We start from the raw sequence: 21,480 nt of genomic DNA, 5'->3' as shown, positions 1-21,480 counted from the left end.
ATGCAACGCATCTATGAGCTGGAAAACCTGATGGAGGGCGAGCTGCTGCAAGGCATGCTCGCCAGCGAGGGCATCACCGCGCATCTGGTGGGCCGCGACCTGGTGGGCGGCGTCGGTGAGTTGCCGATGCAAGGCTTGCTGGGGCTGGCGGTGGAGGACGAGCAGGCGCAATACGCCCGTGAGTTGATCGTTGCGTACAATGCGGCGATGCCCGTGCCCGGCGATGAGCCGCAGAGCTACCCCGGCACGCTGGTCTGTTAGGCTGGCGGCCGTTTGATAAAGAGTTGTGTTGCCCCATGTGTGGACGTTATGCCCTGTTTCGCTGGAACCCCGCTTTCGCGGCCTTGCCCGGCTTTCCGGCCGACCAGAAGGCCCAATGGAATATATCGCCCAACGATTCGGTGCTGATGCTGCGTGTCGGCGCCGACGGCCAGCGGGAACTGGCCCGGGCACGCTGGGGGCTGACGCCGCCGTGGCTGACCGACCTGTCCCGCACCCCGGCCCATGCTCGGGCCGAAACCGTGGCCGAGCAACCGATGTTCCGCGAGGCCTTGCGCCTGCGGCGTTGCCTGCTGCCGGCCAACGGCTTTTATGAATGGCGCGGCGGCACGCGCAAGCGCCCGTACTGGTTGACCCCGGGCGAAGGGTCGTCGTTGTTCTTCGCCGCGATCTGGGAGGCGTATCCGGTGCAGGAGCAAGTGTGGCTGAGCACGGCGGTCATCACCCAGCCGGCGGCGGGGCAGCGCCGGCCACTGATTCTGGACGAAGAAGGCCAGCGCCAGTGGCTAGACCCCGAGACGCCATTGCATGCCTTGCAAGGGCTGCTGGCCAGCGAACCGGCCGCCTTGCGCGAGCGGGTGCTGGCCAACATGGTCAATGACCCGAAGCTCAATGGGCCGGAGTGCCTGACGCCGGCTTGAGGGCATTGGTGTATTGGCTGGCCTCTTCACAAGGGGTTGTGGCGAACGTTAATCCTGCGGCCAACCCGAATGACTGTGGGAGCGGGCTTGCCCGCGAAAGCGGTCTAACAGGCAAAGAAGTATCGCCTGACACCTCGCCTTCGCGGGCAAGCCCGCTCCCACAATGGTTTGTGGCGAACACTAATCCTGCGGCCAACCGAATGACTGTGGGAGCGGGCTTGCCCGCGAAGGGGCCGGTACATCCAACATCTTTGCAAGCTGAGCCAACGCATTCGCGGGCAAGCCCGCTCCCACAGGGGCTTTCTGTTAAACCCTGAACTGATTGATCAAGCGTCGCTGCTGCTCCGCCAGTTTGGTCAGCCCGGCGCTGGCGGCGCTGGACTCGTCCGCGCCGCTTGCGACTTCATTCGCCACCTGGCCGATGTTGATCACATTGCGGTTGATGTCATCGGCCACGGCGCTCTGTTCCTCCGCGGCGCTGGCGATCTGGGTGTTCATGTCGTTGATCACCGACACCGCCTGGGTGATCGTCTCCAGGGCCTGGGCCGCCTTCGCCGCGTGCTGCACGCTTTCATCGGTACGGTGCTGGCTGTCTTCCATCACCCGCACCACATCCCGGGTGCCTTGTTGCAACTGTTGGATCATCGCCTGGATTTCTTCGGTGGCCTGTTGCGTCTTCTGTGCCAGGTTACGCACCTCATCGGCCACCACGGCGAAGCCGCGTCCCTGTTCACCGGCACGGGCCGCCTCGATGGCCGCGTTGAGGGCGAGCAGGTTGGTCTGCTCGGCGATCCCGCGAATGGCGGTGAGGATCGCGTTGATGTTCTCGCTGTCCTTGGCCAGGGCCTGCACCACGCTTACGGCCTTGCCGATTTCCGTTGCCAGGGCCCCAATGGCCGTGGAGGTGTCCTGGACAATCTGCATGCCCTGGCTGGCGGCCTGGTCGGCGTGGCTGGCGGCCTGCGCGGCCTGGGTCGCATTGCGGGCCACGTCCTGGGCGGTGGCGGTCATTTCCTGTACGGCGGTGGCCACCTGGTCGATCTCCGACATTTGCTTGTGCACGCCCTGGTTGGTGCGGATGGCGATGTCGGCGGTGTGTTCCGACGAATCGCTGACGCTCTGCACCGAGGTCACCACCTGGGTGATCATCCCCTGCAACTTGCTCAGGAAGGTGTTGAAGCCCTTGGCGATCGAGCCCAGCTCATCGGCGCGGTCGCTCACCAGGCGACGGGTCAGGTCGCCTTCGCCCTGAGCGATGTCATCGAGCATCGCCACCATTTGCTTGAGCGGTCGGGCAATGCCATGGCCCACCAGCCAGATCACCAGCAAGCCGATCCCGGCGATCACCAGGCCCACCATCGCCATGCCGAAAATATCCGCCTGGCGCTGGTGGTCGAGGTCGTTCTGCAACGCTTGCAGGTCGGCCATCACCGCGTTCAGCGGCAGTTGCAGCATCAGCGTCCAACGCGCGTTGGTTTCGCCAATGCCGAATGGCATGTACACCTCGATATGCCCGTGTTCTTCATCGACGTCGTAGCGCACTTCGCCGTTGCCGAGCTTGCCCAGGTTGTCCAGTTCGCTGGCGTCGAGCAGGTCGCTGGCTTTCTCTCCGAGCTTGCTCGGGTCCTTGGTGAAGGCCACGAAGCGGTTGTTGCTCGAGAGCAGGGCCATTTCCCCGGCGCCGTCGTACAGCTTGCCGTCGGCGGCCACGAGCATGTCCTGGATGAAGTTCACCGACAGGTCGGCCCCGACAATGCCCTGGAACTTGCCGTCGATGAGAATCGGTTCGATGAACGAGGCGAGCATGGTCATGGTGTCGCCAACCCGGTAGGGCGCCGGGTCGATCACGCAGGCCTTGCGGCTGTCCTGGGAGCACAGGTAGTACTCACTGGCGCGGATGCCGGTGGAGAGCAGTTTCTGGTCGGTCACGTCGGCGAGTTTTTCCAGGCCGAGGGTGCCGTCCTGGTTGCGAAACCACCAGGGCAGGAAGCGCCCGTTGGTTTCCATGCCCACCACCTGGCTGTTCGCGTAGTTGGCGTCGTCGTGATCGATGGCGTTCGGTTCCCAGGCGATGTAGGCGCCCAAGACCTTGGGATTGCGCACCACGGTTTCGCGCAGCAGGCTGATCATCTGCTCGCGGGGCACCTTCAAGGACGGGTTACCGTCCGCGCCCTTCATGCCCATCAGGGCGTTGGTGGTGGCAAGGCCCTTGGCCAGTTGCAGCGGCGCCTCCAGTTCCCGTTGGATCAAGCTGGCCTGGGTTCGGGCCAGGGCGCTGAGGCGCTGTTCGATGAGCTGTTCGAATTGCGCCTTGGTCCGCTGTTGCACCATCTCCTGGGTGCGGGCACCCGCAAACAACGCGTACAGCACCAGGGCGCCGACCACGCTGAGAACGATGGCACCCGCCAGGGCCGCCACGGAAAACTGGATCGATTTGAATTTCATAAAGGCTCCGGACGCAGGATGACGTCTGGAACCTGTATCGGCGTTTGGCCGCCCCGGCATAAGGCGCTGTTCGTCGGATGACTGTTTTGGAGGGGGGGGTGTCGCAAATGGACAGGGTGGGGGGTGTGCGAAAAATTGTAATCCGTCGTGATGTATCTGGCGCCGATACAAATCACCGCCTAGGATACGCCCACGTTTCCAGGGAGCTTCTTATATGCACAAGACATTGATGGTGAGTGTACTGGGCGCGGGCCTTCTGCTCGCCGGTTGCCAATCGGTGAATACCACCAGCGGCGGAGCCGTGGGCGTGGAGCGCAAGCAGTACATGTTCAGCATGTTGTCGACCGACGAGGTCAACCAGATGTATGCCCAGTCCTACCAGAAGACAGTGGGCGAGGCGAGCACCCAGGGTGCGTTGGACAAGACCAGCAATGAAGCCAAGCGCGTGCAGGCCATTGCCAGCCGACTGATCGCCCAGGCGCCGGTGTTCCGTCCGGACTCGGCGCAATGGAAGTGGGAAGTGAACCTGATCAAGAGCGACGAGCTCAACGCCAACTGCGGGCCTGGCGGCAAGATCATCTTCTACACCGGGTTGATCGATTCGCTGCAACTGACCGACGATGAAATCGCTGCGGTCATGGGCCATGAAATCGCCCACGCCCTGCGCGAGCACGGTCGTGAGGCGATGTCCAAGGCCTACGGCATCGAGATGGCCAAGCAGGGCGCCGGTGCCTTGTTCGGCCTGGGCCAGGACAGCCTGGCGCTGGCCGACACCGTGGCCAACTATGGCATGACCTTGCCCAACAGTCGCGCCAACGAGAACGAAGCCGACCTGATCGGCCTTGAACTCGCCGCCCGCGCCGGTTACAACCCGAACGCCGCGATCACCTTGTGGAACAAGATGAGCAAGGCCTCGGAAGGCGCGCCGCCGGAGTTCATGAGCACGCACCCGGCGTCTAGCAGCCGGATCGCTTCGTTGCAGGCGGCCATTCCGAAGGTGATGCCGCTTTACCAGCAGGCCAAGAAGTAACCCGCGCGATGCGCTGATGTGCTTTTGTGGCGAGGGAGCTTGCTCCCGCTGGACTGCGCAGCAGGCCCAACTGGCGACTGCTGCGCAGCCGATCGGGAGCAAGCTCCCTCGCCACAACGCCTCTTTAAACCCACCCGCTGCTCTGCATCGCCTTGTACACCGCGACAACCGCCAGGACGAAGAAGGCCGAGGCGGCCAGGCGGCGGATCAGGTTCAGGGGCAGTTTCTCGGCCGCGAAGTTGCCGGCCAGTACCACCGGCACGTTGGCAATCAGCATGCCCAGGGTGGTCCCGATGATCACCAGCCACAGCTCCGGGTACTGCGCAGCGAGCATTACCGTGGCGATCTGCGTCTTGTCACCGATTTCCGCCAGGAAGAACGCGATCAGCGTGGTCAGGAATGGGCCGAACGTGCGGGCGGTGGTGGTTTCCTCGTCGTCCAGCTTGTCCGGGACCAGGGTCCACAGCGCCGTGGCCGCGAAACTGGCCGCCAGGATCCAGTGCAAGACCGCATCCGAGAAGATACTGCCCACCCAGGCCCCCACGGCCCCGGCGGCCGCATGGTTGGCGAGCGTTGCCGCGATGATGCCGGCGATGATCGGCCAGGGTTTGCGAAAGCGTGCCGCGAGGATGAGCGCGAGCAATTGCGTCTTGTCGCCGATTTCGGCCAACGCAACGATGGCGGTAGGTACGAGAAATGAGTCCAGCATCAGGTAGTTCCTAAAGGGGCGGGTCGACACGGCTATGACACGTACAGCCTTCCCGCCCCGGGTAAGGTGTGCGTGTCATAGGTCTTGTCAAACCCAGCGACCATCTGCGTGGACGCTTGGGCCGCATACGCCATGGTCTGCTGACCAAGTGTGTTGACGTATGCCGGGCGAGCAGGGCGCTCGCGGGAGACTACTCCCCTAGGACGGAGCGGATTCTGCCTAGGCAAATCCGATAGGGCAAGCGTTGTTTTCCAAAAAGCCTCAGCCGCGCCTGGCCTGGTAGATGCGAAACCCTTGGCCCTCAGCCTTGATCGAGCAGGCACCCAAGTGCTCTTCGATCAGTGGCTGGTACTTGAGGAAACTGTTGGCGACCAGTCGCAGTTCGCCGCCGTTTTTCAGGTGTTTCGCGGCTTTTCGCAGCAGGTTTTCCGTGGCGAAGTAATCGGTGTGCACGCCGACATGGAATGGCGGGTTGCTCAGGATCGCGTTCAAGCCCATCGGTGCAGCGTCGATCCCGTCACCGGTCAGCACCTCGGCGTCCAGGCCGTTGGCCGCCAGGGTCAGGCGACTGCTGGCGGCGGCGAAGGCGTCCACGTCCAGCATTGTGACGGTGTTGTGCGGATAACGTCGTTTGACCACGGCTCCCAGCACGCCGGCGCCGCAGCCGAAGTCCAGCAAATGGCCGCCGGGCAGTTTGTCCAGGTGTTCGAGCAGTAGTGCACTGCCGCGATCCAGGCGACCGTGGCTGAACACGCCGGGCAGGCTGACGACGGTCAGCGGGCCTTCGGCCAGGGGCAATTCGTAGGTCTGGGCCAGGCTTTCCAGAGGCTTGGCCTCGGGGGCGTTGGCCACGGTGACCTGCCACAACTGGCAATGCCGCGCGCTGTCGAGCTTGCGCGGCTTGCCAAAGGGGTTGAGCTGCTTGGACGCGCCTTCGATGCCGCTGCGTTTTTCCCCGACCAGGTACACCTCGCGGCCGGCCAGGCGCGCCGCCACGGCGTTGAGGATGTAGTCGGTGAGGTCCTTGGCCTTGGGCAGGAACACCACGGCAGTGTCGAACCCGCGTTCGGGCACGGTGACGCCAAAGTGGCTGCGCTGTGGGAAACGCGCGTCCAGCGCTGCCTGATCGCCAGCGTGCCAGCACCAGCCGTGGGCGTCGGGCAGGCGGCCGAGCAGGTCGTCGGCGGGCAAGCCGGCCAGCAGCACCGAGCCCTGGAATAACTCGGCCTGACGAAGCAGTACTTCACTGCGCGGGTCCATGGTCTGCTCCTTGAAAAAAAGTGCGGCAGTTTATCAACTGACGACCCGTCGCGCTGTACCGCTGAAAAAGCCCTGGGCGTTTTCGCACATTTGCCCAACGATCCGCTGCCGCGCCTCGCGGCTGCCCCAGGCATTGTGCGGGGTGACAATCAAGCGCGGGATGTCGCTCGCCAGCAGGGGGTTGCCCTGGCTAGGCGGCTCCACGCTCAGCACGTCGGTAGCGGCACCGCCCAGGTGGCCGCTGCGCAGCGCCTCGGCCAGGGCCTGTTCGTCGATCAGGCCACCGCGGGCGGTGTTGACCACGAAGGCGCCGGGTTTGAGTTGGGCCAGCTCGCGGGCTCCGATAAGGTTTCGCGTGTGTTCGTTGAGCGGGCAGTGCAGGGTCAGGGCATCGACCTGCGGCAGCAACTGGTCAAGCGCCAGGCGGTCTGGACGGGCCGGGCGTCCGGGAATCTGCCCCAGCAGTACCCGCATGCCGAAAGCTTCGGCCAGCCGCCCGACGGCGCTGCCCAGTTCACCGTGGCCCAGCAGACCCAGGGTCTTGCCTTGCAGCTCGACGATCGGGTAGTCCAGCAGGCAGAACTGCGAAGCCTGCTGCCAGCGTCCTGCACCAACCGCTTTCTGGTAGTCGGCCAATCGTGTCGCCAGGTTCAGCAACAGCATGATCGTGTGTTGGGCCACCGACGGCGTGCCGTAGCCCTGGCAATTGCACACGGTGATGCCATGGTTGCGGGCAGCCACCAGGTCGACATTGTTGGTGCCGGTGGCGCTGATCAGGATCAGCTTCAATCCGGGGTTGGCGGCCATCGCGGCCGCGTCGATCACCACTTTGTTGGTGATCGCCACGGTGGCGCCCTTGAGCCGTTCGGCCACCTGCTCCGGCGAGGTGCGGGCGAACAACTGCAACGTGTCGAAGCAGTTGCGCAGCGGCTCCAGGTCCAGGTCGCCGAGGTCCAGGGACGGGTGATCGAGGAAAACGGCGCGGGCGGTGTTTGTCATCAGCTGTACCTTTTATGTCTGGAACCGAAGGCGTAATGTGGCGAGCCTATCAGATGTGGTGTGGCCGCGACCTCGCTCGGTGTAGGGCTCATGAAGTTCCTTTGTGGCGAGGGGATTTATCCCCGTTGGGCTGCGAAGCAGCCCTGAAACCTGAACGCTAGGTGTGTCAGACAAAAGTCATATCTGAAGCTTTTTTGGGACTGCTTCGCAGTCCAACGGGGATAAATCCCCTCGCCACGGATCACACTCGCCATAAAGTAGATGTTCATTTCGAGATTGAGTTAGCCAAGGAGCCCCCATGTACCTCACCGAATTCCTCACCGTCGCCCTGATCCACCTGCTGGCCGTCGCCAGTCCCGGGCCGGACTTTGCCGTGGTGGTGCGCGAAAGCGTGACCCACGGCCGGCGTGCCGGGACCTGGACGGCCCTGGGCGTGGGCACGGCGATCTTCCTGCACGTGGGCTACTCGTTGCTGGGCATCGGCCTGATCGTGTCGCAATCGATCGTGCTGTTCAACGCGCTCAAATGGGCCGCCGCCGCGTACCTGCTGTACATCGGCTTCAAGGCGCTGCGGGCGAAACCGGCCAAGCCCACCGCAGAAAACCTGCACAAGGAAGTCGGCGAGCGCAGCGCTCGCGGGGCGTTTACCGCAGGCTTCATCACCAATGGCCTGAACCCCAAGGCCACGCTGTTCTTCCTGTCGCTGTTCACCGTGGTGATCAACCCGCACACGCCGCTGGCGGTCCAGGCCGGCTATGGCGTGTACCTGGCGGTCGCGACCGCGGTGTGGTTCTGTCTGGTGGCCATGTTGTTCAGCCAGCAACGGGTGCGTGCCGGTTTCGCGCGCATGGGCCACTGGTTCGACCGCACCATGGGCGCGGTGCTCGTTGCCATTGGCGTGAAACTGGCCTTCACCGAAATGCATTGAGCCGCTGAATGCCCCGGGTTCATGCCCGGGGTGATCTGCCCATCAGGCCTGGCGTCGGCGGGCGTAGTCCAGGAATGCTTCGAGGTCGTCGCTGCACAGCAAGGGCGAGATGGCCTTGACCTCCTCCAGTGGCCACTCCCACCAGGCTGACGCCAGCAGGGCCTGGCGCACCGGTTCCTCGAAGCGCCAGCGGATGAACCGGCAAGGGTTGCCGCCGACAACGGCGTAGGGCTCGACATCACGCGTCACTACGGCACCGGCGGCCACGACAGCGCCGTGGCCGATGGTCACGCCGGAGAGAATCATCGTTTCGGCGCAGATCCAGCAGTCGCTGCCAATCACCACGTCGCCCTTGGTCGGGTTGCTGCCGGGAATGTGCCTGGCCTCGTCGATCATCAGTGGGAAAGGAAACGTACTGACCCAGTCCATGCGATGCCCACCCCCCAGGAGGATCTTCACACCGTTGGCGATGGAGGTGTAGGCGCCGATCTTGAGCACCGTGTCGTCGCCGAACTCGGTCACCTCGGGGATGCCATAAGTGCCGACGCCGACTTGATACCGGGGGTAGCGCAGGCGGATTTTCTCCGGGGCCCTTTCGAGCTTTTCCAGGCGCTTGAGGTACTTGCGGGTCCTGCGCTCCTTGAGCTTCTGCAAAAACTTCACGAACCGGACCTCACGGTCGAGCGTGACAGCAGCAGCCGCCGGAAACGCCGCAGGCTGGTCTTGTTCCAGTGACGCCATGGAATGCTGCGCAGCAGTTTCCAGGCGTCTTTCTTGTCTTCCACCACGGCGTACTTCAGTGCCTTGTGAATCAGCACGATGCGGGCTGATTCGTACTCGGGATGATCACGATAGGGGGCGATGGCCGCCAGGTCCGCTTCGAGCATCAACTTGTACTTTCGCGACAGGTTGTCGGGGTGGCGTCGATAACGCGTGACCGTGACGGGCAACTCGTGGACTTCATAGCCCTGGTGCGCGATGCGCAGGGTGATCTGGAAGTCCTGGACCCGCAGCAGCGGGTCATAGAAGTCGGCGCTGCGCAGGGCGCTCATGCGGTACAGCGCCGTTGGCGCGCCAATCACCACGGCCTCGCGCAGGATGTCGTCGAAGGTGTAGACCCGGGTGGTGGTGCGGCGTTGTTCCTTGATGGCCTGGCCGTTGCTGTTCATGTAGATGATCAGCGCGCCGACACACCCCGTCTCGGGATGATGGTCGAGGTAGTCCGCGCGCACGCGCAGCGAGTGCGGCAACATCACGTCATCGAGGTCCGGCGTCGACACATACGCGCCCCTGGCGTATTTCAGGCCATGGTTGAGTGCGGCGCTGACGCCTTGATTCGCCTGGGAATAGAGCTGGAAGTCATAGGTCTGCTGCAACTGCCGGAGCATTGCGAGGCTGTTGTCGGTCGAGCCGTCGTCGACCACGATGACTTCGTAGTTCGGGTAATCCTGCGCGAAGATGCTGTGAATGGCCTCTTCCAGGTACTTCTCGGCGTTATAGCAAGGCGCCACGATTGAAACCAGCGGCAGCGTTTGCGACGCGGTGGCCTGGGGAGGCGCTAGTTCAGTGCTCATTGTTCTCCGTAATGGCCAGGCGGCAATCTTTATTCGTCCATGGGTTTTGTAACAAAGCGGATGACATATGCTCGCCTTTGAAGACCGTTCTGACAAGGTTTAGTACAAATGGCCCGGGAACCGAGTGCTAGCTGGCGCAAGGCTAGCATTCATGGCCCGATCAAATCATTCCTTTGGCTGATTTGGTCGGTGTATAAGCCCTCTAGAGTGCTTACCTCCAGCCAAGACCGTGCAGTCAGAAAAGGGACTCCCATGTTGCAGACTCGCGTTATTCCCCCAGCCGAAGGCGCTTATCAATATCCGTTGCTGATCAAACGACTGCTGATGTCCGGTGCCCGTTATGAGAAAACCCGCGAGATCATCTACCGTGACCAGTTGCGCTACAGCTACCCGACGCTGATCGAACGGGTCGCGCGCCTGGCCAATGTCCTGACCGAGGCCGGGGTCAAGGCGGGCGATACCGTGGCGGTGATGGACTGGGACAGCCATCGCTACCTGGAGTGCATGTTCGCCATCCCGATGATCGGGGCCGTGATCCACACCATCAACGTGCGTCTGTCGCCGGAGCAGATCCTCTACACCATGAACCACGCCGAGGACCGCTTCGTGCTGGTCAACAGCGAGTTCGTCGGCCTGTACCAGGCCATTGCCGGGCACCTGACCACGGTCGAGAAGACCCTGCTGCTCACCGACCTGCCGGAAAAAACCGCCGAGCTGCCGAACCTGGTGGGCGAGTACGAGCAGTTGCTGGCCGCCGCCAGCCCCACCCATGACTTCCAGGACTTCGACGAAAACTCCGTCGCCACCACGTTCTACACCACCGGCACCACCGGCAACCCCAAGGGGGTGTACTTCACCCACCGGCAACTGGTGCTGCACACCATGGGCGTGGCGACCATCATGGGGTCCATCGACAGCGTGCGGTTGCTGGGCACCAATGACGTCTACATGCCGATCACGCCGATGTTCCATGTACATGCCTGGGGGCTGCCGTACGTGGCGACCATGCTCGGCCTCAAGCAGGTCTATCCGGGCCGCTACGACCCTGAACTCCTCGTGCAGCTGTGGCGCAAGGAAAAGGTCACCTTTTCCCATTGCGTGCCGACCATCCTGCAGATGCTCCTCAACGCCAAGGGCGCCCAGGGCACCGATTTCGGCGGTTGGAAAATCGTCATCGGTGGCAGCGCCCTGAACCGCAGCCTCTACGAAACGGCCAAGGCCAAGGGGATCCAGCTCACCGCCGCCTATGGCATGTCGGAAACCGGCCCGCTGGTTTCCTGCGCGCACCTCAACGCAGAATTGCTCGCGGGCAGCGAGGACGAGCGCACCACCTACCGGATCAAGGCCGGCGTGCCGGGGCCGCTGGTGGAGGCGGCGATTATCGATGCCGAGGGCCGCTTCCTGCCTGCCGACGGCGAGACCCAGGGCGAACTGGTGCTGCGTGCGCCGTGGCTCACCGAAGGCTACTTCAACGAGCCGCAGAAGGGCGCCGAGCTCTGGGCGGGCGGCTGGCTGCACACCGGTGACGTCGCCACGCTCGACAGCATGGGCGTGATCGACATCCGCGATCGGATCAAGGACGTGATCAAGACCGGTGGCGAATGGATCTCGTCCCTGGACCTGGAAGACCTCATCAGCCGTCACGTGGCGGTACGCGAAGTAGCAGTCGTCGGCGTCCCCGATCCACAGTGGGGCGAGCGTCCGTTTGCCTTGCTGGTGATTCGCGAAGGGCATCAGATCGGGGCGCGCGAGCTCAAGGAACACCTCAAGCCGTTCGTCGAACTGGGGCACTTGAGCAAGTGGGCGATCCCGAGCCAGATCGCTCTTGTTACTGAAATTCCCAAGACCAGCGTCGGCAAGCTCGACAAGAAGCGCATCCGCGTCGATATCACCGAATGGCAGAGCAACAACAGCACTTTCCTCTCGACGCTTTGAGCCTTTTTACCGTGCCCGAAAGGGCACGGCAGCCCCACCAAGCAAGCGCTTGCCTTGTCAAACCGCAAATTTCAGCCATCCTTGCCGTGCCGACACCTGTCGGCCTGGCGAAAGGACTGTTCCAGAGTGGTCGGGGCTGCAAATCACACTTTAGAGGGATCAAGCCGTACTACCTGCTGGCTATAGTCCGTTGACGGATTTTTCAGGAACGGGGCGCACGCACGAAAGGGTGATGCGACTTCGACGGATGTCGGGACGCTGCCGCTCCCAGCCGTTGGGGTGTTCCTGGATAACCACTGCCATAACAATAATGCAATGGAGTAGCGTCGATGACCTCAGCAACCACGTTCTGGCGCCGGGCAAAATTGCCTCTGGCGGTCAGTCTCGCCTCTTCGCTCGCCGGGCCAGCCTTCGGCGTCAGCTTCAACATCGGTGAAATCGAAGGCCAGTTCGACTCGTCCCTGTCGGTCGGCGCGAGCTGGTCCACGGCCAAGCCCAACAAGGACCTGATCGGCGTCAACAACGGCGGCAAGGGCCTGTCCCAGACCTCCGATGACGGCCACCTGAACTTCAAGCGTGGGGAAACCTTCTCGAAGATCTTCAAGGGCATCCATGACCTGGAGCTGAAATACGGCGATACCGGCGTGTTCGTACGTGGCAAGTACTGGTACGACTTCGAACTCAAGGACGAAAGCCGCCTGTACAAGGACATCAGCGACAACAACCGCAAGGAAGGCGCCAAGTCCTCCGGCGGACAGATCCTCGACGCATTCGTCTACCACAACTACGCCATTGCCGATCAACCGGGCTCGGTTCGCCTGGGCAAGCAGGTGGTCAGTTGGGGTGAAAGTACCTTCATCCAGGGTGGCATCAACTCCATCAACCCGGTCGACGTGTCCGCGTTCCGTCGTCCTGGTGCCGAGATCAAGGAAGGCCTGATCCCGGTCAACATGTTCTACGTGTCCCAGAGCCTGACCGACAACCTCTCGGCCGAAGCCTTCTACCAGTTGGAGTGGGACCAGACCGTGGTGGACAACTGCGGTACGTTCTTCTCCCAGCCGGATGTGATTGCTGATGGGTGTACCGATAACCTGCGGGTGCTGAGCAAGCGTTCCACGCTCCCAGCCGCCGCGTTGGGCCCAGCGGCCGCACTGGGTGTCGACGTCAACGAAGAAGGCGTACTGGTACGCCGCGGGCCGGATCGCGACGCCCGTGACAGTGGTCAGTGGGGCGCTTCGTTGAAGTACATGTTCGAGCCGCTGGACACCGAGTTCGGTGCCTACTTCATGAACTACCACAGTCGTGCGCCGATTTTCAGTGCCACGGGTGCCTCGCAGTCGGTCTACAACATCGCTGCAGGATTGCCCCCTCCGTTTGCCGGACTGGCGCCTCTGCTGGTTGCAGGCAACTCGCAATATTTCGTCGAATATCCGGAAGACATTCGCCTTTACGGCCTGAGCTTCTCCACGACGCTGCCTACCGGTACGGCGTGGAGCGGTGAATTGAGCTATCGCCCAAATGCACCGGTGCAATTGAGCACCACCGATATCCTGTTCGCCGGCGTTCGCCCGCTCGGTGGTCCTACGTTGGGCAATGCGTCGCTGCTCACGGGTGTGCCAGGCCAGGATCTGCATGGTTATCGCCGCAAGGAAATCACTCAGTTCCAGACCACCTTTACCCACTTCTTGGATCAGGTCATGGGCGCCAGTCGTCTCACGCTGGTAGGTGAAGTCGGCGTTACTCATGTTGGAGGCTTGGAAAGCAAGTCGGACGTTCGCTATGGGCGGGACCCTGTCTTTGGTCCGGGTCAACTGCCCGACGGAGCCTGTAACAGGCTCAACGGCGCTACCGCCGCAGGTGGCGGCCAAACCGTCGGCAACGTCAACAGCAACTGCGACAACGACGGCTTCACCACCTCCACCTCCTGGGGCTACCGCGCTCGCGCCATCTGGGAATACCCGGACGTGTTCGCTGGCGTGAACCTCAAGCCCAACGTGGCCTGGTCCCATGACGTCAAAGGCTACTCGCCAGGCCCTGGCGGCAACTTCGAGGAAGGCCGCAAAGCCGTCAGCCTCGGGCTCGATGCCGAGTACCAGAACACCTACAACGCCAGCCTGGCCTACACCAACTTCTTTGGTGGCGACTTCAGCACCGTGGACGATCGTGACTTCCTGGCGCTCAGCGTCGGCGTGACCTTCTAAGCACCGTATTTCAGGACGACACACTATGAAAATAACAAAGAATCTGATGCAGGCCGGTGTTCTGGGGTTATCCCTGCTGGCCGCCAGCGTCATGGCGGCAGTACCCGCGGCCGAGGCCGATAAACTTGGCAAGAGCCTGACGCCGATGGGCGCCGAGATGGCCGGCAATGCCGACGGCTCGATCTCGGCCTGGAAACCCATGGCCAAGAATGCCGGTTCCGTGGACAGCAAGGGCTTCCTCGCCGACCCATATGCCAGTGAAAAACCGCTGTTCACCATCACCGCGCAGAACGTCGACCAGTACAAGGACAAGCTCGCGCCGGGTCAGTACGCGATGTTCAAGCGTTACCCGGAAACCTTCAAGATGCCGGTCTATCCGACCCATCGCGGTGCCACCGTGCCGGACGAGGTGTTCGCCTCCATCAAGAAAAACGCGGTCAACACCAAGCTGGTCTCCGGCGGTAACGGCTTGGAAAACTTCGAGACGGCGGTGCCGTTCCCGATTCCCCAGAGCGGCGTGGAAGTCATCTGGAACCACATCACGCGCTATCGTGGCGGCAGCGTAACGCGCCTGGTCACCCAGGCCACCCCACAGCCCAACGGTTCGTACAGCCTGGTGTACTTCCGCGACCAGTTCGTGTTCCGCGACAAGATGAAGGATTTCGATCCGGCCAACCCTGGCAACATCCTGTTCTACTTCAAGCAGCAAGTGACCGCGCCGGCGCGCCTGGCCGGTGGTGTGCTGCTGGTGCACGAAACCCTCGACCAGGTGAAGGAACCGCGTTCGGCGTGGGTCTACAACGCTGGTCAGCGCCGTGTGCGCCGTGCCCCGCAAGTGTCCTACGACGGCCCGGGTACCGCCGCCGACGGCCTGCGTACCTCCGACAACCTGGACATGTACAACGGCGCGCCGGATCGCTACGACTGGAAGCTGGAAGGCAAGAAAGAGCTGTATATCGCCGCCAACAGCTACAAGATCGATTCGCCGCAACTCAAGTACGCCGACATCCTCAAGGCTGGCCACATCAACCAGGACCTGACCCGCTACGAGCTGCGCCGTGTCTGGCACGTGACCGCGACCCTGAAGGAAGGCCAGCGCCACATCTACGCCAAGCGTGACTTCTTCATCGACGAAGACACCTGGCAAGCCGCGGTCATCGACCATTACGACGGTCGTGGCCAACTGTGGCGCGTGGCCGAGGCCCATGCCGAGAACTACTACGACAAGCAAGTGCCGTGGTATGCCCTGGAAACCCTCTACGACCTGCAGTCCGGCCGCTACCTGGCGCTGGGTATGAAGAACGAAGAGAAACAGGCCTACGACTTTGGTTTCACCGCCAGCACGGCCGACTTCACCCCGAACGCACTGCGTCAGGACGGCATTCGCTAAAACCGCTTTACCCGAGGCCGCATCCTCGAAGAAACGCCCCGACCTGGTTCGGGGCGTTTTTTTCCCGAACACAAAGTCCTGTGGCGAGGGCGCTGCTCCCGCTGGGTTGCGCAGCAACTCCAAGGCAACCCGCCTTGTTTAGCTGGCACCTGAGCACTTTGCTTCGCGGTCCAGCGGGAGCAAGCTCCCTCGCCACGGAAGGGATGTCTGGCGCGTTTTTCAGGGCGAATCGACTTGTAGTCTTTTTGTAGCCATTTGTAGCACTCCCTTCAATACCTCCTCGTTTACCGCTAGTCTGCGGACATCTGCAACGCCGCCATCCGCCTTTCAACAAGAGTCGGCCATGACTGATTTGTCTTCACTTCCGGATTCTGCCCGCGCAGCCATCGCGGTCCAGGACGGGCGTTTCTACCGCCCGCCCTTGCCCGATGGCCACGTCGTGCGGCCGCGGTTGTGCGAGCGTTTGAGTGCGGGGCTTGGCGGCCGGCTGTTGTTGGTGAGCGCCCCGGCGGGGTTCGGCAAAAGCTCCCTGGCGGTGGAGTTCTGCCAGAGCCTGCCGGCCCATTGGCAAAGCCTCTGGCTGGGGTTGAGCGCCCGGGATAACGACCCGGGGCGTTTCCTGGAGCGGCTGCTCGAAGGGCTCCAGGCATTCTTCCCGCAGTTGGGCCGTCGGGCGCTGGGGCTGTTGAAGATGCGCCAGCGGCATCAACCCTTTGCCTTTGAAGAGTGGCTCGATGGCCTGCTGGACGAGCTGTCCAGCCATCTTTCAGCGCGCGACCCATTGCTGCTGGTACTCGATGACTATCACCTGGCCCAAGGGCCGGTGCTGGATCGTTGCCTGCAATTTTTCCTCAACCATCTGCCCGAAGGCCTGTTGGTGCTCGTCACCAGCCGCCAGCGGCCGGACTGGCACCTGGCGCGCCTGCGCCTGTCGCGGCAACTGCTCGAACTGAGCGAACAGGACCTGCGCCTGACCCATGAAGAAGCCCAGACCCTGCTCCAGCATCACAGCAGTTCGTTGCGCGGCGAGGCGTTGGACAATCTCATCCAGCGCAGCGAAGGTTGGGTGGCCGGGTTGCGTTTCTGGCTGCTGGCCGCCGCCGAGGCCGCCGCCGAGGCCGGCACCGAAGGCCTGCTGCCGCAGTCCCTGCACGGCGGGGAAGGGCTGATCCGCGATTACCTGCTCGAAGAAGTCATCGACTGCCTGCCGGCCGAGGTGCAGGCATTTCTCTACGACACCGCCCCCCAGGAGCGCTTTTGCAGTGCGTTGTGCGACGCGGTGCGCGAAGCCCATGACAGCGCCGAGATCCTGCGCTATCTGGCGTCCCACCAAGTGTTCCTGGTGCCGCTGGACGAGCATGGTCATTGGTACCGCTATCACCACCTGTTTTCCGACCTGTTGCGTAGCCGTCCCAGTGCGCCGGCCATGGTCCCGGCCGCGACCCTGCACCTGCGCGCCTGTCGCTGGTTCAATGCCCAGGGCCTGATCGACGAAGCGGTGGAGCAGGCCCTGCGGGCCGGGCACCTGGACGTGGCGGCGAACCTGGTGCAGAACCTCTCGGAGGAGCAACTGCTGGCCGAGCAGAATGTTGGCATGTTGCTGCGCTGGAAAATGGACCTGCCCGACAGCCTGCTCATCAGCACCCCGCGACTGATCGTGCTCTACAGCTGGGCGCTGGGGCTGGCTTGCCAACTGGACGCCGCCGAAGAGTTGGCGGCGCACCTGAGCCGCTTCCTGCCGGCGCCTTCGGCCACCGCGCAAAAATCCATGCTCGCCCAATGGTTGGCCCTGAGCGGGATCGTTGCCCGTGGCCGCGGCGATCGCGAAGCCACTGTGCGCTATTGCAGCGAAGCGCTGGAAAGCCTGCCGCAAAAGCGCTATGGCCAACGCCTGATGTGCCTGTCCACCATGTCGAACCTGGCGATTGCCGACGGCGACCTGTGGCGTGCCCGTGGCCTGAATCGTGATTCCCTGGAGCTGGCGCAGCGGGTCGGCAATCCGCTGTTCGAGGCCCTGGCCCATTACGATCGCGCCAGGGTCCTGCAAGCCCGCGGCGAGATCCAGCGGGCGCTGGAAGAAGTGCATCAAGGCCTGCAACGCTTGCACGCGCTGTCGCCGCAGCGGCTTTACGCGGTGCGGGCGCGGTTGACCCTGTACGAAGGTTTCCTGCTGACCTTGCGCATGCAACCCCAGGCTGGGTTGACGCGGTTGCAGGCCGGCCTGACCGAAGCCCGGGCCTGTCGCGACATCAGCGTGCTGCTCGGTCATTGCGTGATCGCGCGGATCGAAGGCAACAACGGCGAGTTCGCCCGGGCCTTCGCCGAACTGGCCGAAGCCGAGCGCCTGATGCACATCTGGGACGTGCCACCGATCTACTACCTGGCGATGATCACCCTGGTCAAATGCGAACTCTGGCTCGCCCAGGGCCGCACCGACCTGGCCGAGGCCTGGCTGTCGCGGCTGGGGCAGACTTACACCGGCGAACGGGCAGCCGCGCCACCGGAGTTCCATCCGCAACTGCCGCTGCATGTCGAGTTGCAACAGGCGCTGCTCGAATCCATCCGTGGCCAGCCGATGCTCGCCGAGGGACGGCTCAATGCCTTGCTCGAACAGGGTCAGCAGACCGGCCGGCAAATGCTCAGTGTGATGGCGCTCAACCAGAAAGTCGCCCTGTTGCTTGGGCTTGGCCGCGAACCCGAAGCGCGGCGCGCCCTGGCCCAGGCGTTCGAAGCGGCTGCCGGCGGTGTCTTGCAGCCCTTCGAATGGCTGCTGGGCGAGCACCGTGAATGGCTGCGTGAACAACTGCTGCACGCCGCCCCCGGCCCTGTGCGCGAACAATTGCTCGAACGCCTGCCGTCGGCGGTGGCCATGCCGGCCGAGCCTTCGACACCGGTCGAGACCCTCAGCAGCCGCGAGCGCGCGGTGCTGCAATTGATCGCCCAGGGCTGCTCGAACCAGGAAATCAGCGAGCAATTGTTTATTTCGCTGCACACGGTGAAGACCCACGCCAGCCACATCAACAGTAAACTCGGCGTCGAACGCCGCACCCAGGCGGTGGCGCGGGCGAAGGCGTTGGGGTTGTTGGGGTGAATGAGGTACGGACTCGCGCAAACATCTGTGGCGAGGGAGCTTGCTCCCGTTGGGTTGCGAAGCGACCCTGAAACCTGCAGGCGCGATGTGCCAGGCTATTGCTCGGGGCTGCTGCGCAGCCCAGCGGGAGCAAGCTCCCTCGCCACGACAGCGCTCGGTCCATGATAAGGAATGTTCAATGCCACCCCTCTACAAAACCATCCCATCCCCCGTCGGCCAACTGACCCTCGTCGCCCGTGAGCGCAAGCTGGCGGCCATCCTGTGGGAGAGCGAGCGGCTCAACCGGGTACGCCTGGGGCCGCTGGAAGAGGACAGCCAGCACCCGACCCTCAAGGAAACCGAGCGCCAACTGGCGGAGTATTTCGCCGGCCAGCGCAGCCGTTTCGAGCTGGAACTGGATTTTGCTGGCACCGACTTCCAGATCCGGGTCTGGCAGGCATTGCTGACCATCCCCTTCGGCCAGACCCGCAGCTACCGCGACATCGCCATCCAGATCGGCCAACCGACTGCGGTGCGGGCGGTGGGCGCGGCCAACGGGCGCAACCCGATCTCGATCATCGCCCCCTGCCACCGCGTCATCGGCAGCTCCGGCAGCCTGACCGGTTTCGCCGGCGGCCTGGCCGCCAAACAGTTCCTGCTCAGCCTCGAAGGCCAGCAAACCCTCCAGTTGGCATTCTGAAGACTGCGGGAGCGGGGTGGGCGCAGGATCAGCGTTTCGCCACCAACCCATTGTGGGAGCGGGCTTGCCCGCGAAAGCGGAGGGTCAGCTTGCAACGATGTTGGATGTACCGGCCCCTTCGCGGGCAAGCCCGCTCCCACAGTTATTCGGGTTGGCCGCAGGATTAGTGTTCGCCACAACCCATTGTGGGAGCGGGCTTGCCCGCGAAAGCGGAGGGGCAGCTTGCAACGATGTTGGATGTACCGGCCCCTTCGCGGGCAAGTTCCCGCAGGGGGAGTGGCTTCAAGTCGGCGGCGATTTCGGCGCCTGCATGCGGGTTGGCGGTTTGCCGTTGGCGTTGTGCTGGTAGATCTGTGCCGGTTGTCCCTGTTCATTGAAGAACACCTGGCCAATCCCCGCTGAGTTCCACAGGCGCTCGCCGGCCTCGGCATGTTCCGGGGTATGGGGAACGATGCGCATGCTGCGGCGCTTGGTGAACCAGTTCAGGGGCGAGCGCGGAGCGTAGAGCCAGCGGTTCAGGCGGTCGAACCATTCCAGCAGCGCCGGCGGGAACTCATTCTTGATGCCGCTGCTGGTGATCTGCCAGATGCGCGGGCCGCCCTTGCGGTGTGGGATAAGCACCTCGTAGACGAAGGAATAATGCACATCGCCTGACAGCACCACGTAATTACCGGGTGTGCGCGAGTGTCGGAAAATGTTCAGGATCACTTGGGCCGCACCGCGATGGGCCATCCAGTTTTCCGCATCCACCAACAGCGGATAACCGCACCAACTGAACACCCGTTGCACGGTTTCGATCAGCTTCACCCCGAAGATCGGCGCCGGCGAGACGATGATCGCCGAAGGATGGTCCAGCAGTTCCTGTTGCAACTCGCTCAGGGCTTCCCAATCCAGCAGGCCGGACGGTTGCTTGAGGTTGTTCTCGCTGCGCCAGCGGCGGGTGCGGGTGTCGAGCACCACCAGGGCCGGCGTGCTCGGCATCACGTAGTGCCACTGCTGGAAGCCCAGCAGCGTGTCGATCAGTTTGTCCTGCGGCGCGCTGTCGAGGTAGCGGTCGCGAGCGGTGGCGGTCACGGCCAGGGTTTGCTGGAGCACGTCGGCAAAGGCGTCCGGGTTATTGCCCCAACCCTGGCAGAGCATGTAGGCGATCAGGGCGTTGCCGATGATGCGCTTGGAGAACGGATGGCCATAGGCCGTTTCCTCCCATTGCGCGGACAGATTCCAGTCGTCGGTGATGTCGTGATCGTCGAAGATCATCAAGCACGACAGCTGCGCAAACACCCGCGCCACGCCACCCAGTCCGGCCTTGAAGGCGTCGATGCGTTGCTGTTCCAGGTCATAGCGCTGGCGCCGCTCCGGGGTCAGCTCGGGCGGCACCACGGTGATCAGCGTCCAGGGCACCGGCGACCACACCAGCAGGTACATCGCCATGACCTCGGCGAACGTCACCAGGTGATTGTCGGCGCTGCTGCTGGTGAAAATCGGTTTGCGCGCCCCGCCAAAGAAGCGCTCGCGCAGGGTTTCGTTGCTCTCCAGGGCCGGCAGTAAATCGGCGCGATGGTAATAACTGGCCGGGTGCCGGTAGAGCCTGGCGCTGTCTTGCACCACGGCACCGTCCAGGCATTCCTCGAACAGGCCCAGGCGCTCGATCAAGGCATGGATCGCCCGCAACATGGGGCCCGCGACGTCATCGGCGTAAACCTGGTCGCCGCTCATCATCAGCAACGCCGGCCGTTGTGCCGAGTCCTGTGCCAACAGCCGGTCGACACACAGCAGGCCGTCGTTGGCCGGGTAATGGGGCTTGCGGCACGAGCCGTGGACCAGTTGCTCGATGCGCGAATGCAGCATGAAGTTCGGGCACTGCGCCTCGCCATACAACAGGTGCGGCGCCCATTCGGCAATCGGGGCGCCATCCACCCGCAGGTCGTAATCGATCGGCACGTCCTGGGGCAGGGGGCTGTCGAGTGGCACGTCAATCAGATGGACGAACGCGTGCTGCCCCACCGGCACCACGGTGCAACGCGGCCCGTCGAGCTCAAGATCGCCCACTGCGTCGATGTGCAGCGTCAACGCCAGCGGTCGCGTGCCCACCAGCCACATCACCAGCCGCGTCGGTTCCAGGCGCCGCAACAGCGGACCGACCAGCACAGGGGGCAGGGAAGAGGCAATGTCAGCAGAAGACGGCAACATGGGTGGCGCAGGCTCTGTTCAGGGCAAGGCCGGGATCATAGCGCACTGTGCCTTGCGGCTGGACAGGACAAGCATTGTTCCGTGGCGAAGGCGCTCGTTGCCGCTGGGGACGAAGGGCCTTCGCCATGG

Annotated in this window: 16 protein-coding genes and 1 riboswitch; of the genes, 9 read left to right on the top strand and 7 right to left on the bottom strand. The window is 63.3% G+C overall.

Going from position 1 to position 21,480, the window contains the following annotated elements; translation table 11 throughout:
* Both V3H56_RS22510 and V3H56_RS22505 read left to right on the top strand, forming a co-directional pair.
* The gene (locus tag V3H56_RS22510; protein ID WP_042732193.1) at window positions 1–261 is read left to right on the top strand and encodes a DUF2007 domain-containing protein; all 261 of its coding nucleotides are present in this window, start codon (window positions 1–3) and stop codon (window positions 259–261) included.
* 35 nt (window positions 262–296) lie between these two features.
* A complete protein-coding gene (locus tag V3H56_RS22505; RefSeq protein WP_042732194.1) occupies window positions 297–920 on the top strand; it encodes an SOS response-associated peptidase in 624 nt (207 codons plus the stop codon).
* A 306-nt stretch (window positions 921–1,226) separates the two neighbouring features.
* Here the strand turns inward: V3H56_RS22505 and V3H56_RS22500 are convergent, their stop codons facing one another.
* Window positions 1,227–3,365, bottom strand: coding sequence for a methyl-accepting chemotaxis protein (locus V3H56_RS22500; protein ID WP_042732195.1), 2,139 nt, complete (start codon window positions 3,363–3,365; stop codon window positions 1,227–1,229).
* Window positions 3,366–3,579: 214 nt separating this feature from the next.
* Here V3H56_RS22500 and V3H56_RS22495 point away from each other — a divergent pair, with 214 nt between their 5' ends.
* The gene (locus V3H56_RS22495; RefSeq protein WP_042732196.1) at window positions 3,580–4,395 is read left to right on the top strand and encodes a M48 family metallopeptidase; all 816 of its coding nucleotides are present in this window, start codon (window positions 3,580–3,582) and stop codon (window positions 4,393–4,395) included.
* A gap of 124 nt (window positions 4,396–4,519) precedes the next feature.
* On the opposite strand, the gene V3H56_RS22490 is transcribed toward V3H56_RS22495, so the two are convergent.
* The 3 genes from V3H56_RS22490 to V3H56_RS22480 all read right to left on the bottom strand — a co-directional run bounded on the left by V3H56_RS22490 (window position 4,520) and on the right by V3H56_RS22480 (window position 7,363).
* Complete coding sequence (locus V3H56_RS22490) at window positions 4,520–5,104, bottom strand: TMEM165/GDT1 family protein (RefSeq protein WP_042730742.1); 585 nt, start codon at window positions 5,102–5,104, stop codon at window positions 4,520–4,522.
* Between the two features lie 90 nt (window positions 5,105–5,194).
* Window positions 5,195–5,315: riboswitch (yybP-ykoY riboswitch) on the bottom strand.
* Between the two features lie 50 nt (window positions 5,316–5,365).
* Window positions 5,366–6,364, bottom strand: coding sequence for a class I SAM-dependent methyltransferase (locus tag V3H56_RS22485; protein ID WP_042730743.1), 999 nt, complete (start codon window positions 6,362–6,364; stop codon window positions 5,366–5,368).
* 33 nt (window positions 6,365–6,397) lie between these two features.
* A complete protein-coding gene (locus V3H56_RS22480; RefSeq protein ID WP_338473882.1) occupies window positions 6,398–7,363 on the bottom strand; it encodes a 2-hydroxyacid dehydrogenase in 966 nt (321 codons plus the stop codon).
* Window positions 7,364–7,661: 298 nt separating this feature from the next.
* Between V3H56_RS22480 and V3H56_RS22475 the strand changes: the two genes are divergently transcribed.
* A complete protein-coding gene (locus tag V3H56_RS22475) occupies window positions 7,662–8,291 on the top strand; it encodes a LysE family transporter (protein ID WP_042730745.1) in 630 nt (209 codons plus the stop codon).
* A gap of 42 nt (window positions 8,292–8,333) precedes the next feature.
* On the opposite strand, the gene V3H56_RS22470 is transcribed toward V3H56_RS22475, so the two are convergent.
* A complete protein-coding gene (locus V3H56_RS22470) occupies window positions 8,334–8,954 on the bottom strand; it encodes a CatB-related O-acetyltransferase (RefSeq protein WP_042730746.1) in 621 nt (206 codons plus the stop codon).
* Window positions 8,951–9,865: a glycosyltransferase family 2 protein gene (locus V3H56_RS22465; RefSeq protein WP_042730747.1), complete on the bottom strand. Its 915-nt coding sequence runs from the start codon at window positions 9,863–9,865 to the stop codon at window positions 8,951–8,953. Before V3H56_RS22465 ends, V3H56_RS22470 begins: the two co-directional genes overlap by 4 nt.
* A gap of 252 nt (window positions 9,866–10,117) precedes the next feature.
* On the opposite strand from V3H56_RS22465, the gene V3H56_RS22460 reads away from it, so the two are divergent.
* The 5 genes from V3H56_RS22460 to V3H56_RS22440 all read left to right on the top strand — a co-directional run bounded on the left by V3H56_RS22460 (window position 10,118) and on the right by V3H56_RS22440 (window position 19,161).
* Window positions 10,118–11,800 (top strand): fatty acid--CoA ligase, encoded by a 1,683-nt coding sequence (locus V3H56_RS22460; RefSeq protein ID WP_042730748.1) that lies wholly within the window; start codon window positions 10,118–10,120, stop codon window positions 11,798–11,800.
* Between the two features lie 329 nt (window positions 11,801–12,129).
* The gene (locus V3H56_RS22455; RefSeq protein ID WP_042730749.1) at window positions 12,130–14,001 is read left to right on the top strand and encodes a DUF1302 domain-containing protein; all 1,872 of its coding nucleotides are present in this window, start codon (window positions 12,130–12,132) and stop codon (window positions 13,999–14,001) included.
* Window positions 14,002–14,026: 25 nt separating this feature from the next.
* On the top strand, window positions 14,027–15,391 hold the full coding sequence (locus tag V3H56_RS22450; RefSeq protein WP_042730750.1) for a DUF1329 domain-containing protein: 1,365 nt from the start codon (window positions 14,027–14,029) through the stop codon (window positions 15,389–15,391).
* A gap of 343 nt (window positions 15,392–15,734) precedes the next feature.
* Entirely contained in the window at window positions 15,735–18,482 is a 2,748-nt protein-coding gene (locus tag V3H56_RS22445; protein WP_338473881.1) for a LuxR C-terminal-related transcriptional regulator, read from the top strand.
* A gap of 178 nt (window positions 18,483–18,660) precedes the next feature.
* The gene (locus V3H56_RS22440; protein ID WP_047735953.1) at window positions 18,661–19,161 is read left to right on the top strand and encodes a methylated-DNA--[protein]-cysteine S-methyltransferase; all 501 of its coding nucleotides are present in this window, start codon (window positions 18,661–18,663) and stop codon (window positions 19,159–19,161) included.
* 282 nt (window positions 19,162–19,443) lie between these two features.
* Here the strand turns inward: V3H56_RS22440 and V3H56_RS22435 are convergent, their stop codons facing one another.
* Window positions 19,444–21,351 carry an alkaline phosphatase D family protein gene (locus V3H56_RS22435; RefSeq protein WP_047736873.1) on the bottom strand — a complete coding sequence of 636 codons (1,908 nt, stop codon included), beginning with the start codon at window positions 21,349–21,351 and terminating at the stop codon, window positions 19,444–19,446.
* Between the last annotated feature and the right edge of the window lie 129 nt (window positions 21,352–21,480).

The organism is Pseudomonas sp. MS646 (genome assembly GCF_036693845.1).
Taxonomy (GTDB): Bacteria; Pseudomonadota; Gammaproteobacteria; order Pseudomonadales; family Pseudomonadaceae; genus Aquipseudomonas; species Aquipseudomonas chlororaphis_E.
This window is presented reverse-complemented; position numbering and strand designations above follow the sequence as displayed.

Coding starts and splice junctions, on each gene's coding strand:
- V3H56_RS22510 (WP_042732193.1), top strand. CDS start 1: ATGCAACGCATCTATGAGCTGGAAAACCTGATGGAGGGCGAGCTGCTG.
- V3H56_RS22505 (WP_042732194.1), top strand. CDS start 297: ATGTGTGGACGTTATGCCCTGTTTCGCTGGAACCCCGCTTTCGCGGCC.
- V3H56_RS22500 (WP_042732195.1), bottom strand. CDS start 3,365: ATGAAATTCAAATCGATCCAGTTTTCCGTGGCGGCCCTGGCGGGTGCC.
- V3H56_RS22495 (WP_042732196.1), top strand. CDS start 3,580: ATGCACAAGACATTGATGGTGAGTGTACTGGGCGCGGGCCTTCTGCTC.
- V3H56_RS22490 (WP_042730742.1), bottom strand. CDS start 5,104: ATGCTGGACTCATTTCTCGTACCTACCGCCATCGTTGCGTTGGCCGAA.
- V3H56_RS22485 (WP_042730743.1), bottom strand. CDS start 6,364: ATGGACCCGCGCAGTGAAGTACTGCTTCGTCAGGCCGAGTTATTCCAG.
- V3H56_RS22480 (WP_338473882.1), bottom strand. CDS start 7,363: ATGACAAACACCGCCCGCGCCGTTTTCCTCGATCACCCGTCCCTGGAC.
- V3H56_RS22475 (WP_042730745.1), top strand. CDS start 7,662: ATGTACCTCACCGAATTCCTCACCGTCGCCCTGATCCACCTGCTGGCC.
- V3H56_RS22465 (WP_042730747.1), bottom strand. CDS start 9,865: ATGAGCACTGAACTAGCGCCTCCCCAGGCCACCGCGTCGCAAACGCTG.
- V3H56_RS22460 (WP_042730748.1), top strand. CDS start 10,118: ATGTTGCAGACTCGCGTTATTCCCCCAGCCGAAGGCGCTTATCAATAT.
- V3H56_RS22455 (WP_042730749.1), top strand. CDS start 12,130: ATGACCTCAGCAACCACGTTCTGGCGCCGGGCAAAATTGCCTCTGGCG.
- V3H56_RS22450 (WP_042730750.1), top strand. CDS start 14,027: ATGAAAATAACAAAGAATCTGATGCAGGCCGGTGTTCTGGGGTTATCC.
- V3H56_RS22445 (WP_338473881.1), top strand. CDS start 15,735: ATGACTGATTTGTCTTCACTTCCGGATTCTGCCCGCGCAGCCATCGCG.
- V3H56_RS22440 (WP_047735953.1), top strand. CDS start 18,661: ATGCCACCCCTCTACAAAACCATCCCATCCCCCGTCGGCCAACTGACC.
- V3H56_RS22435 (WP_047736873.1), bottom strand. CDS start 21,351: ATGTTGCCGTCTTCTGCTGACATTGCCTCTTCCCTGCCCCCTGTGCTG.